General features: G+C 36.7%; 18 protein-coding genes, 3 pseudogenes and 1 other annotated feature. Of the genes and pseudogenes, 14 read left to right on the top strand and 7 right to left on the bottom strand.

The genetic code is table 11. The features are described from left to right. The first annotated feature begins 32 nt into the window (after positions 1–32). Together J5X94_RS06895 and J5X94_RS06890 are read left to right on the top strand one after the other, a co-directional pair. Positions 33–1,667 (top strand): leucine-rich repeat domain-containing protein, encoded by a 1,635-nt coding sequence (locus J5X94_RS06895; RefSeq protein ID WP_210540729.1) that lies wholly within the window; start codon positions 33–35, stop codon positions 1,665–1,667. Between the two features lie 27 nt (positions 1,668–1,694). Next, the gene (locus J5X94_RS06890) at positions 1,695–3,050 is read left to right on the top strand and encodes a phospholipase D-like domain-containing protein (RefSeq protein WP_210540728.1); all 1,356 of its coding nucleotides are present in this window, start codon (positions 1,695–1,697) and stop codon (positions 3,048–3,050) included. A gap of 209 nt (positions 3,051–3,259) precedes the next feature. Here J5X94_RS06890 and J5X94_RS06885 read toward each other — a convergent pair. Beyond that, positions 3,260–4,425 (bottom strand): annotated as a pseudogene (locus tag J5X94_RS06885) (IS3 family transposase). A gap of 11 nt (positions 4,426–4,436) precedes the next feature. Between J5X94_RS06885 and J5X94_RS06880 the strand changes: the two are divergent. Then, positions 4,437–4,943, top strand: coding sequence for a DNA/RNA helicase domain-containing protein (locus tag J5X94_RS06880; protein WP_210540834.1), 507 nt, complete (start codon positions 4,437–4,439; stop codon positions 4,941–4,943). A gap of 101 nt (positions 4,944–5,044) precedes the next feature. Next, positions 5,045–5,239 (top strand): annotated as a pseudogene (locus J5X94_RS06875) (IS256 family transposase); the annotation flags it as partial. Positions 5,240–5,400: 161 nt separating this feature from the next. Here J5X94_RS06875 and J5X94_RS06870 read toward each other — a convergent pair. Then, on the bottom strand, positions 5,401–6,549 hold the full coding sequence (locus J5X94_RS06870) for a cysteine desulfurase family protein (protein WP_210540727.1): 1,149 nt from the start codon (positions 6,547–6,549) through the stop codon (positions 5,401–5,403). 164 nt (positions 6,550–6,713) lie between these two features. Between J5X94_RS06870 and J5X94_RS06865 the strand changes: the two genes are divergently transcribed. From J5X94_RS06865 to J5X94_RS06855, 3 genes are all read left to right on the top strand, one after another. After that, entirely contained in the window at positions 6,714–7,730 is a 1,017-nt protein-coding gene (locus J5X94_RS06865) for a DUF4007 family protein (RefSeq protein ID WP_210540726.1), read from the top strand. A 64-nt stretch (positions 7,731–7,794) separates the two neighbouring features. Continuing rightward, positions 7,795–11,160, top strand: a complete 3,366-nt coding sequence (locus J5X94_RS06860; protein ID WP_210540725.1) for an AAA family ATPase — start codon at positions 7,795–7,797, stop codon at positions 11,158–11,160. Next, positions 11,161–11,997 carry a phosphoadenosine phosphosulfate reductase family protein gene (locus J5X94_RS06855; RefSeq protein WP_210540724.1) on the top strand — a complete coding sequence of 279 codons (837 nt, stop codon included), beginning with the start codon at positions 11,161–11,163 and terminating at the stop codon, positions 11,995–11,997. Positions 11,998–12,010: 13 nt separating this feature from the next. Here the strand turns inward: J5X94_RS06855 and J5X94_RS06850 are convergent, their stop codons facing one another. The 5 genes from J5X94_RS06850 to J5X94_RS06830 form a co-directional block, all read right to left on the bottom strand. Beyond that, on the bottom strand, positions 12,011–14,422 hold the full coding sequence (locus J5X94_RS06850; protein ID WP_210540723.1) for a DUF262 domain-containing protein: 2,412 nt from the start codon (positions 14,420–14,422) through the stop codon (positions 12,011–12,013). Between the two features lie 433 nt (positions 14,423–14,855). Then, complete coding sequence (locus J5X94_RS06845; RefSeq protein WP_210540722.1) at positions 14,856–15,287, bottom strand: hypothetical protein; 432 nt, start codon at positions 15,285–15,287, stop codon at positions 14,856–14,858. A gap of 1 nt (position 15,288) precedes the next feature. Beyond that, the gene (locus J5X94_RS06840; protein ID WP_210540721.1) at positions 15,289–17,385 is read right to left on the bottom strand and encodes a hypothetical protein; all 2,097 of its coding nucleotides are present in this window, start codon (positions 17,383–17,385) and stop codon (positions 15,289–15,291) included. Between the two features lie 13 nt (positions 17,386–17,398). Next, a complete protein-coding gene (locus J5X94_RS06835) occupies positions 17,399–17,608 on the bottom strand; it encodes a hypothetical protein (protein ID WP_210540720.1) in 210 nt (69 codons plus the stop codon). Between the two features lie 2 nt (positions 17,609–17,610). After that, positions 17,611–19,773 (bottom strand): DEAD/DEAH box helicase family protein, encoded by a 2,163-nt coding sequence (locus J5X94_RS06830; RefSeq protein WP_210540719.1) that lies wholly within the window; start codon positions 19,771–19,773, stop codon positions 17,611–17,613. Between the two features lie 442 nt (positions 19,774–20,215). On the opposite strand from J5X94_RS06830, the pseudogene J5X94_RS13910 reads away from it, so the two are divergent. The 7 genes and pseudogenes from J5X94_RS13910 to J5X94_RS06800 all read left to right on the top strand — a co-directional run. After that, positions 20,216–20,742, top strand: a pseudogene (locus J5X94_RS13910) (transposase); the annotation flags it as partial. Beyond that, positions 20,491–20,607: a sequence feature (AL1L pseudoknot), on the top strand. (Overlaps the previous pseudogene by 117 nt.) Before the next feature lie 459 nt (positions 20,743–21,201). Continuing rightward, the gene (locus tag J5X94_RS06825; RefSeq protein WP_210540718.1) at positions 21,202–22,221 is read left to right on the top strand and encodes a WG repeat-containing protein; all 1,020 of its coding nucleotides are present in this window, start codon (positions 21,202–21,204) and stop codon (positions 22,219–22,221) included. Positions 22,222–22,318: 97 nt separating this feature from the next. After that, a complete protein-coding gene (locus tag J5X94_RS06820) occupies positions 22,319–22,840 on the top strand; it encodes a hypothetical protein (protein WP_210540717.1) in 522 nt (173 codons plus the stop codon). Between the two features lie 184 nt (positions 22,841–23,024). Continuing rightward, entirely contained in the window at positions 23,025–23,882 is an 858-nt protein-coding gene (locus tag J5X94_RS06815; RefSeq protein ID WP_210540716.1) for a PP2C family protein-serine/threonine phosphatase, read from the top strand. A 95-nt stretch (positions 23,883–23,977) separates the two neighbouring features. After that, entirely contained in the window at positions 23,978–25,144 is a 1,167-nt protein-coding gene (locus tag J5X94_RS06810; RefSeq protein ID WP_210540715.1) for a PD-(D/E)XK nuclease family protein, read from the top strand. 17 nt (positions 25,145–25,161) lie between these two features. After that, positions 25,162–26,253, top strand: a complete 1,092-nt coding sequence (locus tag J5X94_RS06805) for a helix-turn-helix transcriptional regulator (protein ID WP_210540714.1) — start codon at positions 25,162–25,164, stop codon at positions 26,251–26,253. Positions 26,254–26,280: 27 nt separating this feature from the next. After that, positions 26,281–26,955: a hypothetical protein gene (locus J5X94_RS06800; RefSeq protein ID WP_210540713.1), complete on the top strand. Its 675-nt coding sequence runs from the start codon at positions 26,281–26,283 to the stop codon at positions 26,953–26,955. The last annotated feature ends 45 nt before the right edge of the window (positions 26,956–27,000 follow it).

Genomic DNA, 27,000 nt, shown 5'->3' with positions numbered 1-27,000 from the left:
AGTTTAAGAAGAGTAGAGTAGGGAGTTATGGCATGGCTGAACAACAAAATAATAATCATGCTATTGTACAATCTAATAGTAGTAACGCTCTGATTATTGTAAATAGTGGAAACTTAATTGCGTTTACAGACTCTCTTCTTGATATCTCGAGTTTGATCGATAACGAAGAGTGGATGCAGACTATCTGGAGATGGGCTGATGATTTTGCTATTCCTCAAGCTAGCATTCCTCGTGATGCTCAGAGATTATTGAACTTAACTGAGTTAGAGTTGATTGTAGATCAAGACGTAGAAGATGAATCTAAATCTATAGGAGTTCATGGGTCTTTGCCAGTAGAGCTATCCTACCTAGTGAATCTAGAAAAACTAGCTGTTAATGGGTTTAATGCTGAAGATTTTTTAGAAAGTGTAGAGGCCTTGGTTAGTCTTAGGGAGCTTACTCTTAATTATAGTCTCGATTGTTTACCTAAAGGCATTGGAGATCTGACCAACTTAGTCAGTCTAGATCTATCAAATAACAATCTTGCTAAGTTGCCACAGAGCTTCTCTAAGCTACAAAAATTAGAATCATTGCAGCTTAAGGACAATAGTTTCGTAGAAGTTCCAGAGGTCATCCTAAATTTGGCAAGTCTTCAGAAACTAGATTTGGCTAAAAATGAAGTAGCTAATATTCCAAAAAATATAAATCAGCTTATCAACTTAGAAAAATTGATTGTTTGTCAAAATAAAATAAAAACCTTGCCAATTGAATTGTTTGAACTAGAAAAAATTAGAAAACTTGATGTTCAAATTAATGACATTGCTGAATTGCCTGAAGAGCTAGGTAACCTTAAAAATCTTGTTGGTCTGAGTGTTTCTAATAATAAAATCAAAGTTTTACCTGAGAGTATAGGCAGTCTTCAGAGTTTAGAAGTATTTTTTGCTAGATCAAACAGCATTAAACAGCTTCCTGATGGTTTGTTTGAACTTTATAAATTACAGAAGCTTAGACTAGAGGATAATAAGTTAGAGTCGATTCCAAGCAAGATTGGTAAGTTGACCAATTTAGAGGTTCTTTTTATAGGTTACAATAAAATAGGGTATTTGCCAGAGAGTATAGGCAACTTGACTAATCTAATAGAGTTAAGCGCAAAGTCCGCATTTCTTTTTGAGTTACCAAGTAGTCTAAAAATGCTCTCTAACTTAGAAATCCTGCATATTGGAAATAATTTTATATCTGAATTACCATCTAGTATTGGAGGCTTAAGAAGTCTTCGATACTTAGATGCAAGAAATAATGATATTGAAAAGATTAGTGAATCTATAGAAAATCTCAGAGAAATGAAGATATTAAATCTTTCTATCAATAAAATTAGGGACTTGCCTTTCAGCTTTTATTGGTTGAATTCATTAGAGACACTATTGTTAAGTGACAATAAATTCTATTCATTCCCCTCCGTTTTAACTAACCTCATCAACCTTAAAAAATTGGATATTTCCAGTAATGAAATGAGTAGTATAACTTTTTTTATTTATCAACTGCATAACCTTGAAGAGCTTGATCTTAGTTACAACAAGCTTTACTCATTGCCTAAAGAAATAAAAAGGCTTAAAAAGCTCAACAAACTTTCCTTATATGGTAATAATATTCCATGGGAGGTCGAGATGAGTTTTAAGGTTGGAAATTAATAACTACCCAAATTGGTGAGAGTTAAAATGCAAACGGAAGCAGTTTTTGAAAGTATTAGTAAGCGTATTGAGAAAGAACTTAAAACAGCTCAGAGTAGTATATACATTGCTGTTGCCTGGTTCACTAATAGGAGTTTATTTGATGTATTGCTAGAAAAAGCCCAAGACGGAATTCATGTACAGCTCATGCTCTCTAATGATCATATCAATACAAACTCCCATGTGGATCATACACGACTAAGAATTAAAAATTCAGCTGCCTACCTTATTGGAGATGGCGATAGAGATCTGATGCATAATAAATTCTGTGTAATAGATGGAGATACTGTAATAAATGGATCGTACAACTGGAGTTATAAAGCTGAAAGAAATCATGAAAGTATTGTTATAACAAAAGGCGATACTTTTTTAGCAGAGCAGTTTATCGAACAGTTTAAAAAAATATGTAGTAACTATTACCATGAAGATGAATTAATAACACTAGAAATACCTATCCAGAAAATTGTTAAGCGAGCTGAGATTCTAAAAAACTATATTATTTTAGAAGATGAAGACGATATTCGAAGAGAAAATGAAAAACTCAAAGAGTATAAGTCTAATTCAAGTATAAATAATATTACACAAGCTATCGATAAAGGTAATTTCAGCCGAGCAGCTGAAATTATTGAAGAGTTTGTTTCTAACAATAACTCATTAATTGTTTATGAGGATGTAAACATAAGTGCACTAAAGTTAGAAATCCGTCAGCTCGAACATCAACTTAAAGCTTACGATGATGAAAAGATTGAGTTAGAAAAGACACTTACTGAGTTTTATAGCCTTCACACTCAAGAGTTAAAAGACTACATGCTCGAGCTTATACATTTGCGTAAACAGAGAGCCAAAGATAACCCAGAATCTTTTGCAAAAGAACTTGAGAATGAAAAAAGATATAAACAGCAGGTAGAGAAACAAGAAGGAGTCGTTTTTAATAACCTTAATGATGAAGATAAAAAAACTATTAAAAAGGTTTATAGACAAGCAAGCCAAATCTGTCATCCTGATCGTGTGAGTGAGGATATGAAGGATATAGCTCAAGAAATATTTATACAGCTTAATGAAGCTTATAATGCAAATGATTTAAAAGCTGTAAAAAGAATAAAATTAGAGCTAAAAGAAAGTATGTTCAAACCACGCTCTGAAACAGTTAATGAGAAAGAGCAGTTAAATACGTTAGTTAAGTCATTAAGATATAAGTTGGATAAAGCAGAAGAGTCTATTTTATCAATCAAAAATAGTTCAGATTATCAGTCAATCATGGCAATCGAAGACTGGGGAAGCTATTTTGATATGAAAAAACAACAGCTGATAGCGGGAATTGAAAGGTTAAAAGCAGTAAATTAAGTATATCTCTGGGAGTTTCCTAAAAAATGTGTAACTGCTTGAGACCATCCCAAATTCTGTGTAACTGAAATTAGTTTATAGCAACACTTATTTAAAGTTTGGGAAATACTCAATTTTTTCTTTTATCCACAACTACAAGGACTATAGACATGACTACTGGTACTGACCCCTGCCGTCAAATCCGTACACATAAACTTGGGAAATTTTAGTTACGCAGCTTGACGATAAAAATCAAACCACACCTGTCTTGGCGATTTATAGCCTAAACTTTTTTGAATCCTCGTTTGGTTGTAGTACAGCTCAATATAGCCAATGATATCGCTGATCGCTACAAACCTTGTTTTATAGTCTTGGTGATATACCAGCTCATTCTTCAACACGCCCCAGAAGCTTTCTATCGGAGCGTTATCAAAGCAGTTGCCCTTACCACTCATCGAGCCTGTAAACTGATGCTGTTTGATAATCTTGTGGTAGGCATGGCTACAGTACTGACTGCCTCTATCTGAATGTACAATCAGCCCTTGGCTTGGACGTTTATTCTTGATGGCCATGTTCAATGCTTTGCATACTAGATCAGCGGTCATACGTTTGTTGATGGCATAGCCGACCATCTCTTTAGTGTATAAGTCTTTAACGCCTGCCAAGTACAGCCAACCCTCATTTGTCCAGATATAGGTGATGTCACTGACCCAAGACTCATTAGAACGCTTAGCATCGAACTGCTGATCCAACACGTTTGGATAAACCATTTTATTATGGTTTGAGTCCGTAGTGATTTTAAAGCGTTTGTGGCGACGGCATTTGATGCCATGTTCTTCTTTGATACGTCTGACCATGTACAAGCTAATGTCATGGCCTTGCTCTATGAGCTTTGCATGCAGTCGCTCAACACCATAGCGCTCACGAGTTTCACTGTGAGCGGCCCTAACCATTAGCTCAGACTGATTACGATGTATCTGTTGGTCACTGATATCACGACTCAGCCAGTCGTAATGACTTGATTGCTTAACACTTAGCACGCGGCACATAGTGGTGATGCTAAAGAAGTGCTGGTTATCTTTGATAAAGGCGTACCTGACTAACTGTGCTTTTCAAAGTACGCCGTCGCCTTTTTTAATATCTCTCGTTCCTCTTCGGCTACTTTAAGCTGTCGTTTGAGCTGCTTTATTTCCTGATGAGCCGTCACAAGATCAGGATCATATTGTTCTGTGCCGATAAGCTTGCCTTGATTGGCTTTATTATTCCAATTAGATAAGGTCTGCATGGCGATGCCAAGCTGCTTTGCGGTCGCTGAAATATTGCCGTTATTATCTGATATCTTCTTGACGGCTTCGGCTTTGAATTCTTCACTATAGGTTCTGATTTTCTTGACCATGATAAACTCCGATTAATACGCTTAGTTTACCAAGTTTATTTGTACGGTTTCTTCAGCATAGCTCATTTATTAAGGCGCTTAAGATCAAGGAAAATAAGTTTGGTTTATGTAGAGTTATTTCAGGCTACTCATGGGAATGGGTGTCCAGAAAAGGCACTGAGCCTGATGCTGAAATCGATGGGGTAGAGTTATATTGGAATAGAACCAATAAAGACTGGGTTAATTCAACGACAGATATGACTGAAATGGGCTGCATTCACACCACGCAAGGCTATGATCTTAACTACGCAGGAATAATATTTGGAAGTGATATTATCTATAATAAAGAACTTCAAAAAATCGAAGTCGTTAAAGGTAATTATTATGATAGAAATGGTAGAGTAGGGATTACGGATGATCAACTACATGATTATATTATCAATATCTATAAAACTATTATGTATAGAGGGATAAAGGGAACCTATATTTACTGTTACGATGAAAATCTTCGGGAATACTTTCAGAGTTTTATTGACTAGCGTTGGAGCTATATATTTACAGTATTACGTATTACGTATTACGTATTACGAGACCATCCCGAATTCTGTGTAACTGCCCTTTAGATTAAATGCCTGCTGGGTCGCTAAACAGTGTGATTCGTACGGCGGTGAATAAGCGTAAGGTGTTCCCCTCTGATCAGGCAGCTTTCAAGGTGGTGTATTTAGCCACCCAGCAAGCATCCAAAAAATGGTCGATGCCAATTCGTAACTGGACGGCTGCTCTTAATCGTTTTATGATTATGTTTGATGATCGTATCAGTAAGCATTTAATCTAAATAGCAGTTACACAGAATCTGTGATGGACTCGTGCTTATCTCTGGTTAAAACCTTGAATGTTCAACACGCCATAAAACCTCTTTAAGTCTACAGATTTTATAGCATGGGTCAGTAATAAGATTTCGAGCCAAATAATATATAAATCTAACCTCAGCTAAAGTCATTTTAATTTCTTAACTTCAGCTACTATCATCTCTATTGCCGAGTTAACCTCTTCAATTGTAGTCATTCTTCCAACACAAATTCGGAATGTACATTCAGCGACATCTTTTGGAACACCCATTGCCTTCATAATAGGTGAGTATTCACGACTCAAACCGTCGCAAGCGGAGCCAAGCGAAAAAGCGAGGTGTGGTTGTAGGTTGTTCAGAAGTTGCATACTATCGACATTTTCAATCGCTAAGTATAAGCTACCAGGATGGCGACCATCCAAGTCACCAAACACTGTGATTGCAAGAGCTTGAGTCAAACCATTTAGTAATGTATTTCTTAGGTCTCTTAATCGTAAAGCTTCAGATTCTTTAATCTCATCTAGCACCTTAGCTGCTTCAGCGAATCCAACAACCAGTGGTACAGGCAATGTACCAGCACGCAAACCATCCTGCTGACCACCACCAGAGATCATAGGTATAAATTCAGGGTGTTGTAAGTGTTTTGAGTACAATAGACCAATACCTGATGGACCATATATTTTATGAGCTGATAGTGTCAGGAAATCCACTTCTAAGTCATGACAAGAAATATCAAGATAACCTGCTTGTGAGGCATCTACATGTAACATTGTATCGTAGCGCTGACATAGCTCAGCAACTTGATAGATAGGCTGGCTTGTTCCTATAACACCATTGGTCATCGTGCAAGAAACCCATAGGACATTATTCTGCTCAAGTTTGGTCTGCAAATCTTGTAAGTCGATAATACCTTCCAATGTGATGTCCACATAAAGCAGTTTTAGACCATATTTACTAGCAGCTATCTCTAGTGGGTTTAAGACAGATTTATGTTCTAAGTGACTGGTTAGGACGGTGTCTGCTTGTGGGTTCGTTTTTTCGGCAATAGGGATGCCTGAATAGATAGCTAAGTTATTCGCTTCAGTAGCTCCTGAAGTAATTAACAGTTCTTCCTCAAAGCAGTCATATATATCAGCTAATTTTGTGAGGCTATCACTGACTAATGTTTGTTTGTTCCAGCCAAAAAAGTGTCCGTCTGAATGAGGGTTTCCAGGCTGAGACCATATGTCCTGCATAGCTTTAATAACTGACGTGTCGCAAGGGGTATGTGAATTGTAATCTAAATATATGTTTTTCATAAAATTTTCATTATTTATTTGTATAGGATAGTTTTTAGGGTGAAAAAAAGAGAATCTCATTACATAAAGATAGTAACATGATATACTTCTGCATTGGAGAGTTGTTCCAATGCAGAAAGCAACTATACAAGTTTATTATAAATTATATGGATTGATTGAAATTTATGCGTTACTTTGCATCTTTGATAGATAATATAAAACCAACTCTTTCAGGCCATGATACCTTCCCACTGAGATATGGCTGGTTAAAAAAAGTTCATGATCAAATTGCAATACAGCCGGAATCTGAAGAGATCGAAAACGTCTTCTCTCAAAATACCGCTATTGCTGATTTTGGTGTTGGTAAAAATATGTTGAATGCTATGCGGTTTTGGTCAACACATACGGCTATGATTATCAGAGATAACAGCGCTTATTATAATACACAGCCTACTACGATAATTGATGAAATTTCGAAAGACGGTAATGTAAACGCAACTAAACAACTCAATTCTTTTTATAATGCTGAAAATATTTTTGCTGATCATGGTTTGGATCCTTATCTAGAATCGCCTTCGACCATTTGGCTATTGCATTTATGCCTCGTCACAAACCCTAATTTAATGACCTATTACTGGCTCTTCAATATCAATACGAAGTCAGAGTTAAGCCGCGAAGAATTTGCTCGCTTATTAAAAGAGTTTTTTAAAGACCACGGCTTATCGGCTCCTTCAGATTCAACAATAAAAAAAGATATTGAATGCTTGATTCAAAATTACACAACGAAAACTCGTAAAGCGACTGATGATTTTGAAAATATATTAGAAGGTCCGCTAGTAGAGCTTGGGCTATTGACCCGTGTTAATAAGCAAAACATTAGAGCACTACGAGGTGAGAAGAACTCTTTAACGCTGCATGTTTTCGTTTACGGCTTAATAAACTGTTGGCGAATTCATAATGGTGCAGCTGATACCTTGTCGCTAGAGATGTGTACTTATGACGAATGTTCGCCAGGGCGTGTATTCATGTTAGATGAAGATGCGATTATAGATTATGCGGAGCAACTACAGGATTCTAACTACTTTTTAACTTGGACTCAGTCTGCTGGGATTCGCCAATTCCAAATAACTGATGGCAGCAATTTGAATGCTATTTTTGAGCAGTGTGTAGAGAATATGCGAAAAGAAGATTATAGCCATTAAGACTTACTGAAGAATATTTAATTACCATATTTTTAATAAATTAATTAAAGAGTTATAAATAGTCATGAATACTATTCCTAATACAGATAAATACCTTAAAGACCACATTGAGCGTAATCAATATTTTCAACGCTCTATAAACATCCATGCTGATAGCAACGATAAAGGACCTATTAGTAATTTTTACTGTACTGCGTCCTATGAACAAATCCTAATCAATATGATTGATAATATAAAGGGTGGACGAACAGCATTTACTTGGACAGGTCCTTTTGGATCTGGGAAATCTAGTTTAGCTTTATTTTTACAGGGCTTAGTAAGTGACGATAAAGAAATCGTTGAAATAGCATCTTCTAAGTTAAGTGAAAAAAATAAGGCTGCTATTGTTAAATACTTTAACTCTAAAAACCAACAATGGAAAACGCTTAACCTAACAGGTCAGACGATAGCGCCAGAGCAGCTGTTTATAGATGCATTAAATTTAGAATCAAGTGCGAGTGCTAAAGATATTCTAGAGGCATTGGAAAGCTATATTACTAAAGAGCAACACCTTATAATCTTCATTGATGAGCTAGGTAAGGTCTTTGATGGTGCTGCTAAAAGCCATCGTCCAGATGATATTTATTTTCTCCAGCAACTTGCTGAATTTGTAAGTAGAACCGATGGAAGAATAATTTTAGTTGGTATGTTACATCAATCCTTTACCGCTTATGCACGTCAAGCGACTGATAAAACGCACAATGAATGGATGAAAATTCAAGGAAGGTTTGACGATTTCGCTATTACTCTATCAGTTGACGAGCAGATTTATTTAATTGGTCAAGTCATCAATATAAATGGTGAGCAGCTACAAAGATACAAAAATAGCGATGACTTCACCACCCAAATCCAGTCTTTAGTTACTAATATTGCTAACTCTCGCCAAACCAATGTAGAGAGCTTAACCCAACTACTAAGCGACGTCTTTCCTCTACATCCGCTTGTGGCAATTTTATTGTGTAAATTGTCTCAAAAGAACTTTGGGCAAAACCAGCGTAGTATTTTCTCTTTCTTAATGTCGTCTGAACCAAATGGATTTGGTTATTATTTAAAGAATACGACACTTGGTAAGTTTGCTTTATTTCAGCCACATCAGTTTTGGGATTATCTGGATAGCAATTTAAATAATGCCATCATTGCTTCTGAGTACAGTAAACAGTGGTTGCTGTCTCAAACGGCAGTTAATCGTTATGAAGGAATTGATGATGAGTCTGCAGTTAAGTTAATTAAAATAATAGCTCTCATTAGTATTTTTGCAGATGGAACGGGAGTGCATGCAAATCCTGATCTGTTAATGACACTACTAGGCGTGGATGAAGAGCAGCTGGGTGAGTTTATAAAGTCATTAGAGTCAGCTTCGGTTATATTTTACAGTAAATTTAAACAATCCTATGTGCTTAGTGAAGGTAGCGATTTCAACTTAAACGATGCGATGAGAGAACAGATTCAGGATCTTGAATCATTACCATTTGAGAAACTGGAACAGTTTGAGCCTATCGTTGCAAAAAAGCATTATCAAATTACCGGTAGCCTCCGTTGGATGGAAGTGAAACTACTTCCAGTTACTGATGCATTAGAAGAAGTACTTTCAGGCCTGCAAGATAGTATCAATGCGTCGTTAGTCGGATACTTCTGTCTGCTGATACCTAAGAACGATGAAGAAGTATTACTGGCAACAGAGATTTGCAAAAAAATAGACAGCTCTAATGAGTTCAGTAATTTGGTTGTCGCGGTCTTGGATAGTCATACGACTATCATTGATATGTTAAAAGATAAAATTGCCCTGAGTAATATCTTAAAAAATGAAGAGAGACTGCTGAACGATAAGATTGCGCGTCAGGAAACTGAGGGACGTCTGGTTGAAATTGAAGACGCGTTGAATAGACTGCTTGATAAGAGTTTGAATGCGTCAAAATGGTATAGCAATCATTTATCAAACCCTGAAAGCCAGCTGAACCGATTTAAATTATCAGCACTTGCATCAACCATCGCTGATGAGCAAGTTACTCAAAACTTCATCTGCAATAATGAGCTAGTCAATCGTAATAAGCCGTCACCTAGCGCTAAAGGTGCAATCCGTGAATTGCTTAAACGTATGATTGAACGTAGTGAAGAGCCAAGCCTAGGAATGGAGAAGTACCCACCTGAAAAAGGCGTATATGAATCAGTTATTGTCAAAAATGGTTTACATAAAGTGGATAGCGACGGTAACTATTATTTTTCTAAGCCTGATGATGTACAGTTAGAAGCTATCTGGAAGTGTGCAGATAGTATCATTGCTGAGGCTAAAGGTGATCTGGTTACCGCTAAAGAGATATATGAAGCTTGGGAAGCCCCTCCTTATGGTGTTAAGGCTGGACTTCATGAAATTTTATATATTGCTTACATACTATCGCGCCATAGTGATTTAGCTAGTTATATCAATGGTGAATATAAGCCTTCAGTTCAGTATTTGTTGGCTGAGTATTTAATTAAAGTGCCAGCTGATGTGGGTGTGAGAGAAGTGTCTTTTTTGGAGGGCGTACAATCATGGATTCACGTTTTACGAGATAGACTACAAGAAGCGTTTGGTGCACGTCTAAATACCAAAATTGAGGACGAACCCTTACCTATTGCGCAAGCCTTAGTAAGTATATTCTTTAGCATGCATCCATGGATACAGCGTACCAGCAACTTATCACCTAAAACCATGCAACTGCGTGATATTCTGAAAAAAGCAAATGACCCTAATCAACTGCTTTTTGATGACTTACCGAAGTTCTTTAGTGCAGCAGATGATGATGATGCAAAGGTAGCTAAAATTATTGATGGCTTACAAGAGCTAGATAAGGTTTATCCGGATTTGGTTTCTGATATCAATATGAACCTTCAAAACTATCTCAAGATAAAAGAAGACAGTGTTAACCCTTATACTGAAATTAATCAACGCTCTGAGGCACTGTTTGGCAAATCAGGTGATTATTTATTAGATTCATTCATAGCCAGACTTGTTAAGTACGATGGCTCTATGAATGATGCTGAAAGCTTAATCAGTTTATTAGCAGGTAATAAGCCTTCTAAAAAATGGATTGACCAGGACATTACTAAAGCCCAGCAGCGTATCGCTACATATGGCTTTCAGTTTTTGGAAGCAGAAGTCAACGCTGATGTGAATGCCAGTCCAGATAGACAGAAAGTAGGCGTTATTACTAAGTCTCCAAATGCCACGACAAGCTTAGTAAGAGAGGCTCATATAACATCGAAGAATGCCGAATCTATCAGGCAACAAGTACAGCAGATTAATCAAGCTTTAGAAATTAGCGCGCTTGATATGAACGATAGAATTGCTGTGATTGCTAAGCTTTTAGAGTCTCTCAGTGATGAAAAGTGTGTTGAAAAGGAAGAGTCTTAAATGTCAAAAATTAAACATGTACTGGGTATCTCAGGCGGTAAAGACAGCGCTGCATTAGCTATCTATATGCGTGATCATTACCCAGAGTTAGAGATTGAATATTTCTTCACCGATACTGGTAAAGAGTTAGATGAGGTTTACGAGTATCTTTCTTATTTAGAGGGGTATCTAGGTAAGCCTGTTCAACATATCAACCCTGATAGAGATTTTGATTTCTGGCTAACTCAGCATAATGACTATTTGCCTTCACCGCAGGCACGTTGGTGCACCATTAAAATGAAGCTAAAGCCTTTTCAGGACTGGGTTCAAGGCTTCTTAGATGATGGCTATGAGGTGCACTCATACGTTGCTATCCGTGCTGATGAGCCTTACCGTACTGGTTATGATTCTAGTGACGAAAAGCTTGTTATTAAACTGCCCTTTAGAGAGGACGGTATAGATAAGCCGGGCGTCATGGATATTTTAGAAAATTCTGGAGTAGGGTTGCCATCATATTATGAGTGGCGTACACGCAGTGGGTGCACTTTCTGTTTCTTCCAGCGTAAGATAGAGTGGGTAGGGCTCCTAGAGCGTCATCCTGAAGCTTTTAAAGAAGCTATGGCTTATGAGAAAGAAGCTTTAGCTAACCAAACGCCATTTACATGGTCTGAGCGTGAATCATTGGAGCAGCTCAGTCGTCCTGAGCGTATTGCTGAGATTAAAGCTGATCATAAAAAGCGAATTTCAAAGATGAAAAAGCGGATTAAAGTTAATCCGCTTAGACCTGATGGTGAGCCTGAATTAGATATGGATGATATCTATGGCCAAGGTAAAATGTGTGTGATGTGTCATAAGTAATAAGTTGTTTCAGTTAACTGAGCCATGGCATCAGTTCTTCCCAGACTAATGAGTATAAATGCTGTGAACGTTTTTCTATCCATTCTGCAGTCCACGGTGCTTCCATTTTACTTAATGCAACTAAGTTAGGCATGTAGCTTTGAGCTTCAATGACATCTTTCGTGCTATTACGGAAATCGAAATTCTGATTCCTCTGTGAATCTATAAGAATTTGTTTTGCTTCTTCCTCAGTTCTAGCTCCAACGGCACGGTAAAGGTTGCGTTTTTCGTTCCATACTCTATTACTTAAAGAGGAATTTAACGTAGATGATACTAATATTAAGTTACCTAAAGTGTGAACAAGAGTGTTTCTAGCATAAATATTTTGATCCCATCCATTAGTATATGTTTGAGGAGCAACATGTTCTAAGGATAAGTTTCTCTCATCGTTGTACATATCCGATGTTAAGCATGAATTTAATGCTTCTTTACCCTTAACAAGAAGTCCAGGGTTTAAAGGGTCTTCTACGGCATTATGATGGGCTGCAAGTAGTAAGAATTTGGCTACCTTCTTATTTATATTGTAAACAGGTAATTCAATAGCTTTATTAATGAAGCCTTTTTTGTTTTCTAACGAACCTTTGCGATCTGAATCAATTAAGCGTGACTTCATTTCCTTCTTAAATAAATCAATATTGATAATGTCGTCTTTTAGATGTTTTCTAGATATAGGAGGTAGACCTGATGGCATACCAGTTGTATTCAACAATTCTCGGTATTGATTGTCAATACCTCCAGTTCCGTTTCTTGAAGCACGCCATAAAACACTAAACGCAACAATTGCTTGAAGAGCTTCTTCAAAATCATGCAATCTTGCTTGTTTTTCTTCTATAGTCTTAGCTTCAGTAATTTGAGTGAAAAAGTTAGTTAGTATAGGAATAACAATAGTGTGTTTTAGATCACTCAAAAAGGTTAAACATAGTTTTGACTTACTAGAGAGCTCTAAATTACCAATGAATTTATGAATATCATTAAAGCTAGTTGCATCCCAAAAATAATGTCTAAAATTAGCCGCGTCTCGCATAGTCTGTATAAATCTTAACTTCTCCTTTTTTGGATTCTCGTCTTCCTGAGCTGTTTCAAAGCCTAGTTTCAGAGCAGAACGTTGATCCGCTAACCTACGAGGAACCTTTATACCTTCATAAGCACCAAAGAAATCAATCAATAGAGCCATCGTTTCCTTTTGCAGGTCTTTGCCAGCAGAGTATTGACTAAGGTAGTTTGATATTTCATCCATCAAAGCTTTTTCTTCTGACTTTTCATAGTTTTCTAAATCAACCGAACCAACAACACGAGGCTTAAATGTTTCAAATGCAGTTAAAGGCTCTCCAGTTGTATTAAGTGACTCGAAGATAGTGAATGCATAATCTTCATTTTTACCTTGAACAACTGTTACTACGACACGGTTTAAAACATAGTTCGCATAAAACATTAGGAGAGAGAGTTCATCAAATTGCTTTCTATAATCCTCACTTACATCTTTAATGCTATCAATAGGAGCGACATGATTTAGTAAACCTAACTGAAGTGTTTCTGAATTGTAAATTTCTTCATTAGTTGGAACTTCTTGAATCTCTTCATCATTACTTGTGCCTAATTTTCCAAGCAAACTTTTGAGTTGATTAAATCTATCGACTAAGGCTTCTTCACCTTCAATATTTTTATCTGACCGCTTTGTAGGCTTAAAGTGAATAGGTTTGTACTCTTCACCTTCAATCTGCTCTATATATGTTGCTATTAGATTAGCTATCGAAGAGTAGTATTTGCGAGATTTGGCACTTTTAGACCATTGATCGTCTAAAGATCTAATCATTCTTGGATAAAGTGGTGTTTCACCATAGGGATACTTTTCGTAGAATGTACTTGAAAGTGCTTCTATTACTTGTCGAGTTTGCCCATCAAGCCATTCAAAAGCATTCCGGAAATTTTGAAGCTCCTTATTTTTCTCTTCTCCAAAATCTAAGCTACCTTGATTTTCAACAATAATTTTTTCGATTTTATTCTTATATTTTATATATTTTTGATGTACAACAGAGAGCTCATTATGTAGTGCCATGCACAGAAGCAATAGTGTTGTCATACGCTGCTGACCATCAATTACTGTAAGTACTTTACTAGGCACATCTTGTCTAACAATAGGTTGGACAGTCACATGCTTATGATCATGAATGGTAATTACTGTTCCTAAAAAAGTGAAACTATCCTCAGAGTTTAAAAGCAATTTAAAGCCATGACTTATATCTTCAATTAATCTATTTACTTTTTCTTTGTCCCAACTATAAGGGCGCTGGTAAGAGGGTATATATAGACCAAGCCCTCTATCAGATAATAGCTCTGATACTGGTTTGGTTATTGCTTCGAATATATTTTTTGGATCTACTGACATACTTGTTCCTTATATAGGTCTTATTTATATCGATAATTGTGATTAGCGAGTGTACATATTATTATACTTAGATTTAGTTGTTGTCCCGTCAAGCCTCATATATAACTTAAATATACGGTGGCGTATCGAAAAGTATGCTGATTAAAATTTGAACAATTATTGAAGTCTTGAGAGCCCTGTAAAATCAGAGAAATTAGCATAGATTCCCTACTGACTTTTATCGCTAGCATGTTTTTTAAAACACCATTTAATAGGGTGTGTCTTCATTTCAAAAATGGTGATAAAAATTAGATAAACTGCCGTCAAATAAGAAAAATAGCGCAGATAATATTGGGGTATTAATCAGCTATTTGACGATGTTTGGCAAGACTTAGCTATTTTTAGCCCATTTAGAGGACTATCGAATGAATTGAAGACACGCCCTAATGTATGTTTACTTCATATTTTGTTCTAAGTAGAAAAACAAATTATCCAAAGGCGTGTCTTCATCATCACTCAATAATTGAATGACATGCGGGATACCTGCATTTGCCATGTCAGCAGCGTAATTAAATATCTTTCTACTGTCTGTTAGACTTTCAATATCTAGGTTCTTAGCTAAATAGGCGGTTTGGATATGATTAATATGATAATCATCTAAAATGCTAGCGGCAGTAATATTAGACGTATCTGTTAAATGGTCAGGTGGTAAATCTTCTTTAGTAGCATAGAGAAAAGCAAAATACCAAAAATCAACTTGGCGATTAAAAGGTGTGTATTGTGGGCTAGTTTGTGAGCTAGATTGCTTACAAAATTGCTTTACTTTATCTGAGTATTTGCTAGGTATGGCAATTTGATAGCTTTCAAAAGGGTTTCGCATTGACATACTAGGCTTCCTCTAAATAGTTATTTCTTTCACAGACTGAGCATGACTCATGATGATTACAATCACAGCGTAAGATACTGCCATTCCCTGTGGGAGGTTTATTCTTTAATATTTTAGGATAATGAGCAGGATTAGTTAAGGTATAAACAGCGCCAGCATATCTATCAATTAAAGGCTCAACGCCATGAATCTCATCATGAGTCAAAAATAAGATAACTTGAGCGCCTTCTTTCACCATTTGTCTTAATACAGACTGTTTTACATAACCTGACATCATGCCAAGCGGTGTGTCAATAACATTAGGAGCTTCAACTTGTGAAATTTTGGTTAGTGCCAAAATAAATGCAAGTGTGATAGCACGCCTAGAAGCACCATTCAAATCTTGATCCGGATTGATTTTCTGACCATTCATACCATAAACTAAGATTTCATAATTGGGGCTTAGTTCAGCTTTGGTAATGGATGAAAAGTCATTACTATCAGCAGAAGACCCAACCATATCTAAAAAGATGCGGTTCATCTCTTGACTGACTTTTTCAACCTCTTGTCCTTTTAATTTATTTAGAATGCTTTCAAAGCCGCTTTTCAAGGTTTTAGATAATTCAATTTTATTAGTAGACTTATCATTCTTATTTAGTTTTTTCTGAACTCTTTGCTTTTCTCGCTCGCTACTTTCTAGTCTTTGTTGATTTGTACTTATGATTGTATTAGCCTCACTAATATCAGAGACAGTTCCCATCAATTTGTTCTCATATTCACGCAGTTGAGTACGAAAGATATCTAATCCATCGTCTTGAACCTGAGCAATCTCTTCTTCTTTTTCATTAAGCTTGAACTGTTTGTCATTAATGAGCTTACTTAGATTATAATATTGTTGCGAAGATGAACTATATTTATCCTTCCACAGTTCAATTGCTTTATTAGTATCACTGCGGTAGATCGCAAAGTGTAAGCTTGTTGCTAATTCAGTCTTTCTATCAGCTTCTTCACTATCTTTAATGGCAACTTGGATATGATGGCGGTGTATCCTACCTTCATCTGTATGGTCATCAAGGCTAGAGCCACAAAAGCATTTTGGTTTATCTAGTAACTCTTCTAAGATGGGTACGTTAGCTTTAGGTAATTGTTTTTTATCTTTTAAATCTGCTAAATAGGACTTAGCTTTATTAAAATCATCTTTTAATAGACCAAGCGAAACATTTTCGTTTTGAACATTATCTCGCATAATCTTTAACGATTCAGCTTCTGTTCTAATAAGATTTTCAAGCTCTCTTTGTATGCTTTTTCTTTCTCCAATAAGCTTGTTTTTATCACCTTGTCTAATAATTTCTTCTATTTTGGCATTAACTGTTTTTTTGCCTTGTTCTAAGTTGGTTTTCTTTGATTCTAAACCTTGTAAACGTTCGGTTTGCTCTGCAATATCTTCATTGTACGATATAATATGATTGTTAATTAATTCAAACTCTTTTGCGTAATCGCGATTATCTACTTCCAACTCAAATTTACTGGAAACTGTATTTATATGGCGAATAGTATCAGTTAAGATGTCTAACGATAATAATGATTTAATCGCATTCTCAACACGTCTTTTTTTTACTCCCGCACTAGAGCTCGCTTCAATAAATGATAATGCTCTGTCCCCGTCAGTGAAATAAACATCCTTTAGAGTTTCAGGTAAAATGTTTTGAATCAGCTGTGTTTTCTGAGCGTCGTATAGTGGTATAGCGCCAGTGGCTTTTATTTCAAAAATGGTGAGGTCATCAATAGGAGGGTTTGATGCAGGGATATACTTTCTGATTAAACGATAGCGTTTGTGGGGCTCATCTTCTTTAGCCTCTGTTTCAAACTCTATGGTAACCTCAGGTACTGCTTGATTCGTATCAAGTTCGCTAAAGGAAATAATATTGAAGTTCTGATACTTATCGGGCAATCCTTCTTCACCCCAAATACCCCACATAAGAGCGTACTGACATGTTGTTTTTCCTGACTCATTAGCGGCACGAATGATGGTTAATGGCTTGTCTGCTTGTGTTGAAAAATCTAACTGCAGATCCTTCAACAAACGAAAGTTTTTAATATCGGCTCTTATCAGTTTCATGGCTATCTCTTACTCACTTAACAATAAAGTCATCTGATTTTGCATCAATTTTAGCTCGAATTTCTTCAATTTTTTTCTGGTTACTTTGACCTGCAATACTTGCTTCCATAGCATAAATAGTTTTTGAAAGATTAATAAGTAATTTGCTATTTTCAGCCCCATAGTCTTTTGCTAAAAACTCATCTTCTATCATGGTATTAATTTTTCGTGATGAAATAGACATAGTTATCTCCTTTTTCCTTGTAATAAATCTCCAATCTTACCAAGAAGTTCGACAGCACCGTTTTGTTCTGTGCCATTTTTTGAAAATTGAAGAAAAAACTGTATACGTGTGGCTTCAGATTTTAATAGGTTTTTAAAATCATCATCCATAACAGCATTAGATATAGAGGGCATGACAATAAAATCATGAATACTAGCCTCGCTTTTACCCTTATCTTTTCTTAATACTCGCCCAAGTCGTTGTGTCCACTGTTTTTTAGTAGTATTGCTAGCAAGAATGTAGGCAGTCTGCGTTTGCGGTACGTTAAACCCCTCATCTAATACCCGCTTAGAAGTTAATACTTGTATTCTACCTTGATTATATTCATCAATAATTTGCTTTAAAGTAGTGTTATTAGCGGTTTCATGACTGGTAATCTGATGAAAATTAACATGTTTTTTATTTAAAATATCGTTTATAAGTTCAAGTTGCTCTGGTTGTTTATCACTACAAAAGACTAAAGTATTTGTAATATCAGAGCCTTTAGAGGGAAGACATCGCTCAAAGCTGAATATCTTGTTTTCTGCAGTTTCAATAATTTTACGTCGTTTGATACAAAGCCTTGACCAATTTTGAAATTCGATACTATCTTTACTAGCATTGACTGCAAAAGACAGCCGTCTTATTTTCTGGGTTAACTCGTAAAAATTATCTTCTTCTTCTGCCGTTAGGTTAATAATATGAGCATAATAATCAAATGGAACAAGGCATTTACCAATCGCTTTATCAAGTGGAAAATCATAAACCACATCACCAAAGTACTGTAATAAAAATTCAGAACCTTCTTCATCATATTGGCGTATCGGTGTTGCTGAAAGACCGATCTTAAAATCAAAAAAATCTGGCGGATTTTCTATAAAACCAGTACTACCAAGGTTATGAACCTCGTCTGCAATTAGTAATGTACTAAACGAACTTGAGTACTTCTCAATTTTAGACATTAATTCGGATTTAAGAGCATTATGGCTGATAATCAAAACTTCAACATGAGATGAGTTAAATTTGAGATTCTTGCAAGTCCGATCAATTGTGCTTAACTTATTTTTAGAGCCGTTAATGTTATTAAGGTTCACAGCTTTTGAGCCAAATAATGCCACTTCACTTTCCCATTGAGCCATTAACGCTTTTGTAGGAACAGCAATAACGACTAATAGATTTTTTAAGGATTTACTTAGTAGGGTAGCGGTAGTTAATGAGGTCAGTGTTTTGCCCCCGCCCGTTGCTATAGACAGTATGCCCTTATTGTCATTCGCAAACCAAGCGTCTATTGCTTCTCCTTGATGAGCATAATCACCTGTACGATAGTCTAGCCAAGCAGGAGTAGACAGTGTATCAGGCCTATAGTCTGATAAAAGGCTCTTGAGGTTTGAGGTATAATCCTCAGTTTGCATACATTCGGATTCCTGTTGCTGCTTAAGGGCTTGGCGTAACGCATTTGTCAAATGTTGTATAGTATATTTGGCGGAGACTTGGGTAGATGAAAATTGGAGCAATAAAGCTCGCAATACATCTAAGCTTAAGTTGCCACAAGTAATGTTGGGATAATTATTCTCCCACAATAGATCAAAGTCTTGGCGCAATTTTTGACAGATATGCAATGACTGCTTACTCTTCAACGTAGAATCAACGCTTAAATATTCAAAGTTTCTGACTAGGCCACTTTCAGTATGATTACTTGATCCTTGAACTATTATTTCACTACCGTCACTTTGAGGAATTAACCAGCACTTAACATGAAACAGTCCTGATTCTGGTAGGGCAATTTTAAGCTGAATCTTATCTAACTTAATAAGATAAGCCAGAGCATGAAAGGTCGATTGGCTTAAGTTATCTTGATTCAAAATAAATTCAGTTATATCCTCGTGATATACATTACCTTCATACAAATTGATAAGGGTATTAATATCTTCTTTCGATAAATTCGGACTGACAATTAAGCGCATCTGATGATTAACATCTGACTGCAAGTAGTAAAGAAGTGACCGGGCTATGGCTCGAAAGGAAGAGCTATTAAAATAACCTATCATACAATCATAACCGACTGCATTCTTTATAACAGGTAAAAATAATTCTTTGTCCAAATTATGCTCAAATGGATTAAAAATAGCTGTTTTTAGCGATATCATAGAAGCTATTCCATAAACTATATACTGACTAGCTGTTTCGTCAAAAATAATCTATTGTTTTATATTTATATCAAAAGTTACCCAGTTACTATAACACTAGCACTTAATTTTTCAGCAACATTTGAGCTTGCAATAATTGATATGCAAGCAGATACACGCTCTAACAATAATTAGTTTTATATTTTATAAGCAATCAAAAGTTTATACTCTAAAATGCAGTGTTTATCAAGATAATTGTCGTCATAAGTTGAATTAATCAGCTCATAAACTATGATATTTCGCTCATTAGTAGTGTGTAAACAGTGTCACCCACAAAAATGCCCCCTGCCGTACATCCCGTAGACCTAAACTTGAAAGCTTTTAATTGTCTAGTTTAACGATAGTAATTAAACTAAACCGCTCCGGGGTTGTCGAATATTCAACATTCTGAGAGAATATGACAATGAAGAGACAAACTTACACTCCTGAGATTGGAGAGCGCGCCGTTCGTATGCTGATAGAAGCGGCAGGCGACTAACCCTCCACATAGTTAGCTATTTAAGCCATAGCATCAAAGATTGGCTGTACGCCTGAGACCCTTCGATCATGGCATAAAAAGTATATTGATCAAACCATTCCCGCCTCAGTGCAGGCTCAAAGTGACAAAGAGCGCATCAAAAAGCTTTAATGCAAGAATAAAGAGCTTAAGCAAGCTAACGAAATTATACGTAAGGCTGCCGCTTTTTTTGCCCAAGCGGAGCTCGACCGCCTACCCAGATAATGGTTCAGTTTATTGATGACTATAGATGTAGTTATGGGATCGAGCTTATCTGCCGAAGACTACCGATTACACCGTCAACGTACTATCATGTTAAAGCCCATCGTCCTAATCAGCTGTGAGTTGCAGATTTTACTTATATCAAAACGACTGGCGGCTGGGTCTATGCTACTTTTATCATTGATGTATTCGCCTGCGCTATTGTCGGTTGGATTGAACAGATGCTACATGCTGTTGCTAAAGAAACTGGACAAAAAATGCCGCGTTATATTAAGCCAAATGCTAATAATGATTTTAGTGATAAAGCTACGAATAATCCTACAGTCTAAATACCTATTTAATGTCTAATAGTGAGAAGCATCAAAATTTATACGGTGACTTTAGGTTCGCAAATGACATTTATCTAAATAAAGTTTTCTCTTAAGTCGTAGTGAAGCCATAGTAAATCCTCACAAGGCACAAAAAAGGACACAACGATAACGTTGTGTCCTTTTTTGTGCCTTTAGATTCTTCGAGACTATTTAAAATTACTATATCGCATAACATATATATTGATTATTAAAATAAAGTTGACTACTATTGTTTATTAAATTTAGCAATATCTATTGGCTGTTTTTTAAAGATATATCTGTGGATTACAAATAGTGTTTATACCTTACGATGAGATTGAAATGAAAAAAAACAATAGAAAAGCGGCGATGATATTGGGTCTATGTGCAGCATTTGGCACAGGTAGTGCAACCGCTGGCTTACAAGCCTTTGAGTTGGAGAATACTGAGCAACCTCAGTGTGGCTACCAAGATGACAGAGGAAAAGTCATCGTACCTGCAAAATATGATAGCTGCGGTGGCTTCTCTGAAGGCATGGCTCGTGTCGCAATCATGAAAATGGGTATGGTCAAAGGCTATGACGGCGGTGAGGACTACGAAGACTATCTGTACTGGCAAGGCTATATTAACGAAACGGGCAAATTAGTCATACCTGTTGAGCATCAAGCACCGATGACTGGTGAATATTACATTGATTTTCGAGATTTCCAAGAAGGTATGGTAGCCGCATATAAAGACGGTAAATATGGCTATATGAATAAGTCAGGGAAAATGACCATACCTTACTTATATCAGAGTGCTGGTGATTTCAATGATGGGCTGGCAGTGGTCAGTAAGGACGATAAATTTGGAGCAATTGATAAAACAGGTAAAACAGTCGTGCCATTTAAATTTAATTGGCTAGATGACTATTCAGAAGGGTTGGCCAGATATAACACGTCTACATTGGGTGATGAATATAGCAAAACAGGCTTTGTGGATACCACTGGCAAAACCGTGATAGCAGCCAAATGGGATGAGGCAATGGAGTTTTCAGAAGGATTGTCTGCTGTCAAGATTGGAGATTATAGAAGTGGTAAATGGGGCGTCATCGATAAAACAGGTAAGGTCATTGTTTCACCAAAATATGACATGGCTTATATAGAACCAATGGGGGATGCGGTAGATGTCGATGGCGGCCGCTATGAAAATGGAAAGCTCGATGTTTATAACCTAAATACCAAAGGTGCTAATGCTTATGATGAGGGCTATGACAGTATCACGCGCTATACGCTAGACCACCAAGGCAAAGTGCTCTCCAAAAAAACCTATACAGATTGGAGTGAGATAGATCAAGAACGCTATCCGCAAAACGATCAGTAACTTCTAAAATATATCATCAAAGATGCATATTTACTGAGATCTAAAAGTGAGCCATGTGAGAAGTACTTAATTTATTTAAATTTATAGGAAAAATCTCATGTTCAAAAAGACAAGCATGCTATTAGCAGCATCGATAATTATCTTAGGTCTATCCTCTACGGCTAATGCAGCACCTAAAACGAAATATGGTGTCACAGTGGTTGAGTGTGATTTTGATTATGAGGACGAGAAATTTTGCACAGACAGTCGTTTGAAAAGCTATGCAACCGTTATGAAAGAACGTAAGCCTAACTTCAATGGTAATCAGATTATCTATATCTTTGACACCAATATCACAGGGTACGTCAACAAAAAACCTTATCGCTTAGTCGTGATTGACCCTGCTAAGAAGACAGTAGTGCCTTTTGGTTATTCATTATCAGCGGCAACTGGATCAAATGGTAAGCCAATAATTGTTAACAAGAAAGGTGATACGATTGATTTTGATTTTAGTATCAAATCTAACCGCTTTTGTTTTTCTGGTGATATCGATGCTTATAGAATGTCTGACAGCTATGTAGATCAACCTTTTTGCTTTAAATACGATAAAGCTCAAAAAGACATGATGAGAGAGTACTAAGGTTTATTGTTCTAAAATAGTGCATAAGAGGTGATGGGCGAAACGTTCATCACCTTTTTATTTATAGAAAGCAACTCTGTGCTACTCATATACCGTTTAGATAATTTTATATCTTAACCTAGAAAATAAATTTACAGGTTGTCCGCTATACTGGCTTTTATGATAAACATATAGGCTTACCATCATGACTGCTTCTATTAATCATTGTTCTTCAAAAGATACTCCTTCGATCGCACAAGCTTGCGTAATTACCTTTCAAGGTAATGCCAGTAATAACCTACAGCAGGATGCTTTTTTCTTTTTAGATAATTGGTACCAAGAAGACTTAGGTGTAATGGCAGTGACACCAGTTGCAGCACCATCTTGCTTGGCAGTGTCTGATGGTGTGGCAAGCTCCAATCACTCACAGCACTGCTCAAAGGCGGTGGTAAAAGCAATTAGGCGGTTATGGGGTAATCAGAAGAGTATTACTTCAGATGATATTCATCAGCTGATTAATCAAACCAAGCATTCAGCTAAGCGTCATGGTGCGGCGGCAACCCTCGCGATGGTTATTGGAGAGTTAAATGGTGATGGAACCATAAAGGCAACGATAATGCATGTGGGTGAAAGTCGCGTTTATCGACTGCCTAAAGATGCATCACAATGGCAGTGCCTGACTCGAGATCATAATCTATTGAACGAAATTATTGACCAACGGGCAAAAGAGCAAGGTCGCCAAAGGAAATTCGCTGACTATAACAGAGAAGGGATGGCAGGGAGTCTGTATAGCATTACTGAGTGCTTTGCATTGACGGCTGACGAAAGTTATCTAAGCAGTGAAGCATCAGAAGGCAGCTCTTGTACGGTTAATATTAATAGCGGCGACTGTATATTGGTTTGTACGGATGGTATCCACGATTTAGTACCGAGTCACGAATGGCAACTTGTCAGTGCTGAAACTGGTTTACAAGATTGGCTTATCACTCTTAAGAGCCAAGTTTATGACTCCGATGGCAATGCTTATGATAATGGCACAGCAATTTTACTTCGTTTTGATTGAGATTGTTAAACCGTACTAATTCTACAAATTCGGCGCTTATTTGGCTATTTAACCTGTTAGCTTTACTGAAGACCCATTCATCTTAAGGAAAATAAATGACTGATTTAGCAAGCGTATCTAATCTAAAGAGCTTTAAAGCACTGATCGATAAGTTTAAACAGCTAGATATTGTAACCAAAGAGCTCACGCTATTCGATGTCGGTGCTCGTGGTCACTTTGAAAACCCAACGACGGAACTGCTCAGCTTCTTTCTAGACACAGCTAAAGCTCATAATTTAGGAGATTGCTTTTTTAAAGGGCTAAAATATTTATTAGAAAACAAAAACAAGATGGCTACCCTTGGCAGCTTGGAAAATGTAGAGACTGAAGTATCAACCGCCAAAGGCAATCGCATCGACTTGTTAATCGAAACGAAAGACGCCTTAATCATAGTCGAGTGTAAGATTTATCATGAGCAAAATAATCCGTTTGATGACTACACCAGCTATGGTAGGCAACGTATTACAGACAATAAAAAAGAAGATGAGCGAGACAAGAACTTAGTCCAAATAGTGCTTTGTCTTGACGGTAGAATTGATGATGTCATTAAGAATAATGGTTGGCACGGCATTTCTTATCAAAATTTAGTAGAAGCTATTGAACCGCATTTATCAAAGGCGTTATTAGATAACCCCTATAACAAGTGGGGTCTGTTCGCTAGAGAGTTTTTATTACATTTAAAGGAGTTAGATAACGTGGGTGAAATAAGTGAAGATGAGATTGAGTTTTTGACGAAAAATATAAATGACTACTTTAAGTTAAGTGAATATCTCTATAAGGATATTATTCCTAAAATAGCTGCGAAGATAAACATTGATTTAAGAAATAGTTTGCAAGGTTTTTCTGGTAAAACAAAAATTGATAAATGGAATTATTATGAACCGTATATTCGATTCTATAACGAAAGATGGGAAAACTCATCTTCATGTGTGGTGTTCTGTATTAGGAATTACGAAGCTAACGAAATGAATTTTACGATTCATATAGATTTTTTTAACGAAAATGGAATTTTTAAGGACCAAGTAGATAGTTTATTGAAACAGTGCGAAATTAATATTAAGACCTACGAGAACAAATCTGATGGGAGCAATACTTGGAGGTTTATGTGGAAGTACAACGACTTTGAAATAAAAAAGGTATCAGAAAGAATTGTTAAATTAATGGCGATTCTAAACGATTACGAGGCGGATAAGCATCAGTTGAATCACCAATTATTGAACTAAAAATAAGCGATTTAACAATGCCAAATCATCCTATCGCCAGCTACACCAAATCAGAACGCTTGTTTATCCTCTATCAACGTCTACCGCGTGATAAAGCTAAAGCTGTCTCGCTTACCGAGCTGATGAGCGCCTATGGTGATAATCCTGATTGCTTCGCCAGCGAGCGAAAAAATTTAGAGAACGATTTGACCAGCTTAAAAAATATTTTCGATAATATTTTTCATAATGATGCTCTAGTCAGAGTGCCAGCGTGGGAGCAAAACATCAACGGTCAAACCGCACGCTTCTATATTGAGCCAAGCTTTAGTATCGATGTTGTCAGCGAGCAAACCGTATTTTTTTGGGAGATGCTCAGTAATTACACCGCTAACTATTTGCCAGTCTCTATGCAGCAGATCATATCTGCTAAGCTATCGCAAATTAAACGTCAAGATCAGTACGTTTTCGCCAATAGCTCATTAGGACAGTGGCAGCTGCATCTGATAACTTTGCCAAGCATCGTACAAGCGCCAACCCTTGATAGTGAGGTACTTACCAGCATTCATAAAGCCTTGTTAGAGAACAGGCAACTTCATATTCGTTATCAAAAAAAGTGGGACGATAATGCTAGTGAAAAGTTGATCTATCCGTGCGGTTTGGTATTTATCGATAACATGATGTATCTAACAGGCTTTTATCCAGTAAACGATCATATCGATGATAAGGAGTTGTTAAAAGCGCATCGCAATTTTGCAGTTAACCGTATTACCCAAGCTAGCGTCATAAATAAGCCAATACCTGACTGGGTAGGGCGAGATGCTTTTTCGTTAAAGAGTTTGCATGAACTGGGTAGGTTAGAGCCGACCGACGATACCCAGATTAAACTGATTTTAAAAGTACAGACATATGCCTGTCAGCATCTTTATGAGCGTCCCTTATCGATAGGTCAGCAAATTACTATTATCGATGACACTTGGAATCAAGTCAGCGCTACAGTTGCTAATACGACTCGTTTGCAAGATTGGCTGGTAAGTATGTCGCAATTGTCGGTCGTCATTGAACCATTAGAGCTAAAGGCAGTTATTCTTGAGCGTCTAGAAAGTGGGATGCAGCTTTATAACCGTAATTAACGATTTCACTTTAACGAGGAACCGAGTATGACAGCAGATAGTATTTTTGAAGATAAACAGACTTTAAAAAACGACATTAAAAAAGAAGGTAATGATGCGTTTCAGGCAAGTCCAGTAGTCTTCACTACGCTGTATAAGCCGCAGGTAGAAAACTACCTCTTATCTGAGGTTGGGTTTATTGTTATCGAAGATGGTTGGGATGAACAATCATTGCTAGATTTACAACAACAAGTCGGTTGCACATTGTTTGCGCTACAAACCACGGATAAGCACATTGATAGGTTCGAGGTTATAGACGGTATTATTGTTTGCAAAGCTGATGAAGTCGGGCAGGTAAAAACCGTGTTTGAATCAGTATTATCTGATCGTGATAAGGTTGGTATAGATGTTAATGACATCAAAAAATCTTGCGGGGCTGAAAAGCCTGCCAATTTTATACAGGCTAGGGCAACGGACATACCAGATTCAGAACAAATAAAGAGTACCGTTAATCATCTGCTCAATCAAATTCCTGAAGGTCTTAGTACTCAGTATATGATGCTTGATATTGAAAGCGATCATAAGCTATCTCTTTATGAGTTTTTTAGTATCACAACTGCGGTTGAAAACCGAATTGCTGACGATTCAGAAGTGTTTTATGGTAATAGAACGATCGATAAACCTGACTATTATTGGATGGGAGCGATATATGTCGCTGATTAGCCTAGCATTAAATACAAATATAGTTTGAGCTACGTTTTGAATATG

The organism is Psychrobacter sp. K31L (assembly GCF_017942195.1).
GTDB classification, from domain to species: domain Bacteria; phylum Pseudomonadota; class Gammaproteobacteria; order Pseudomonadales; family Moraxellaceae; genus Psychrobacter; species Psychrobacter glaciei.
This window is presented reverse-complemented; position numbering and strand designations above follow the sequence as displayed.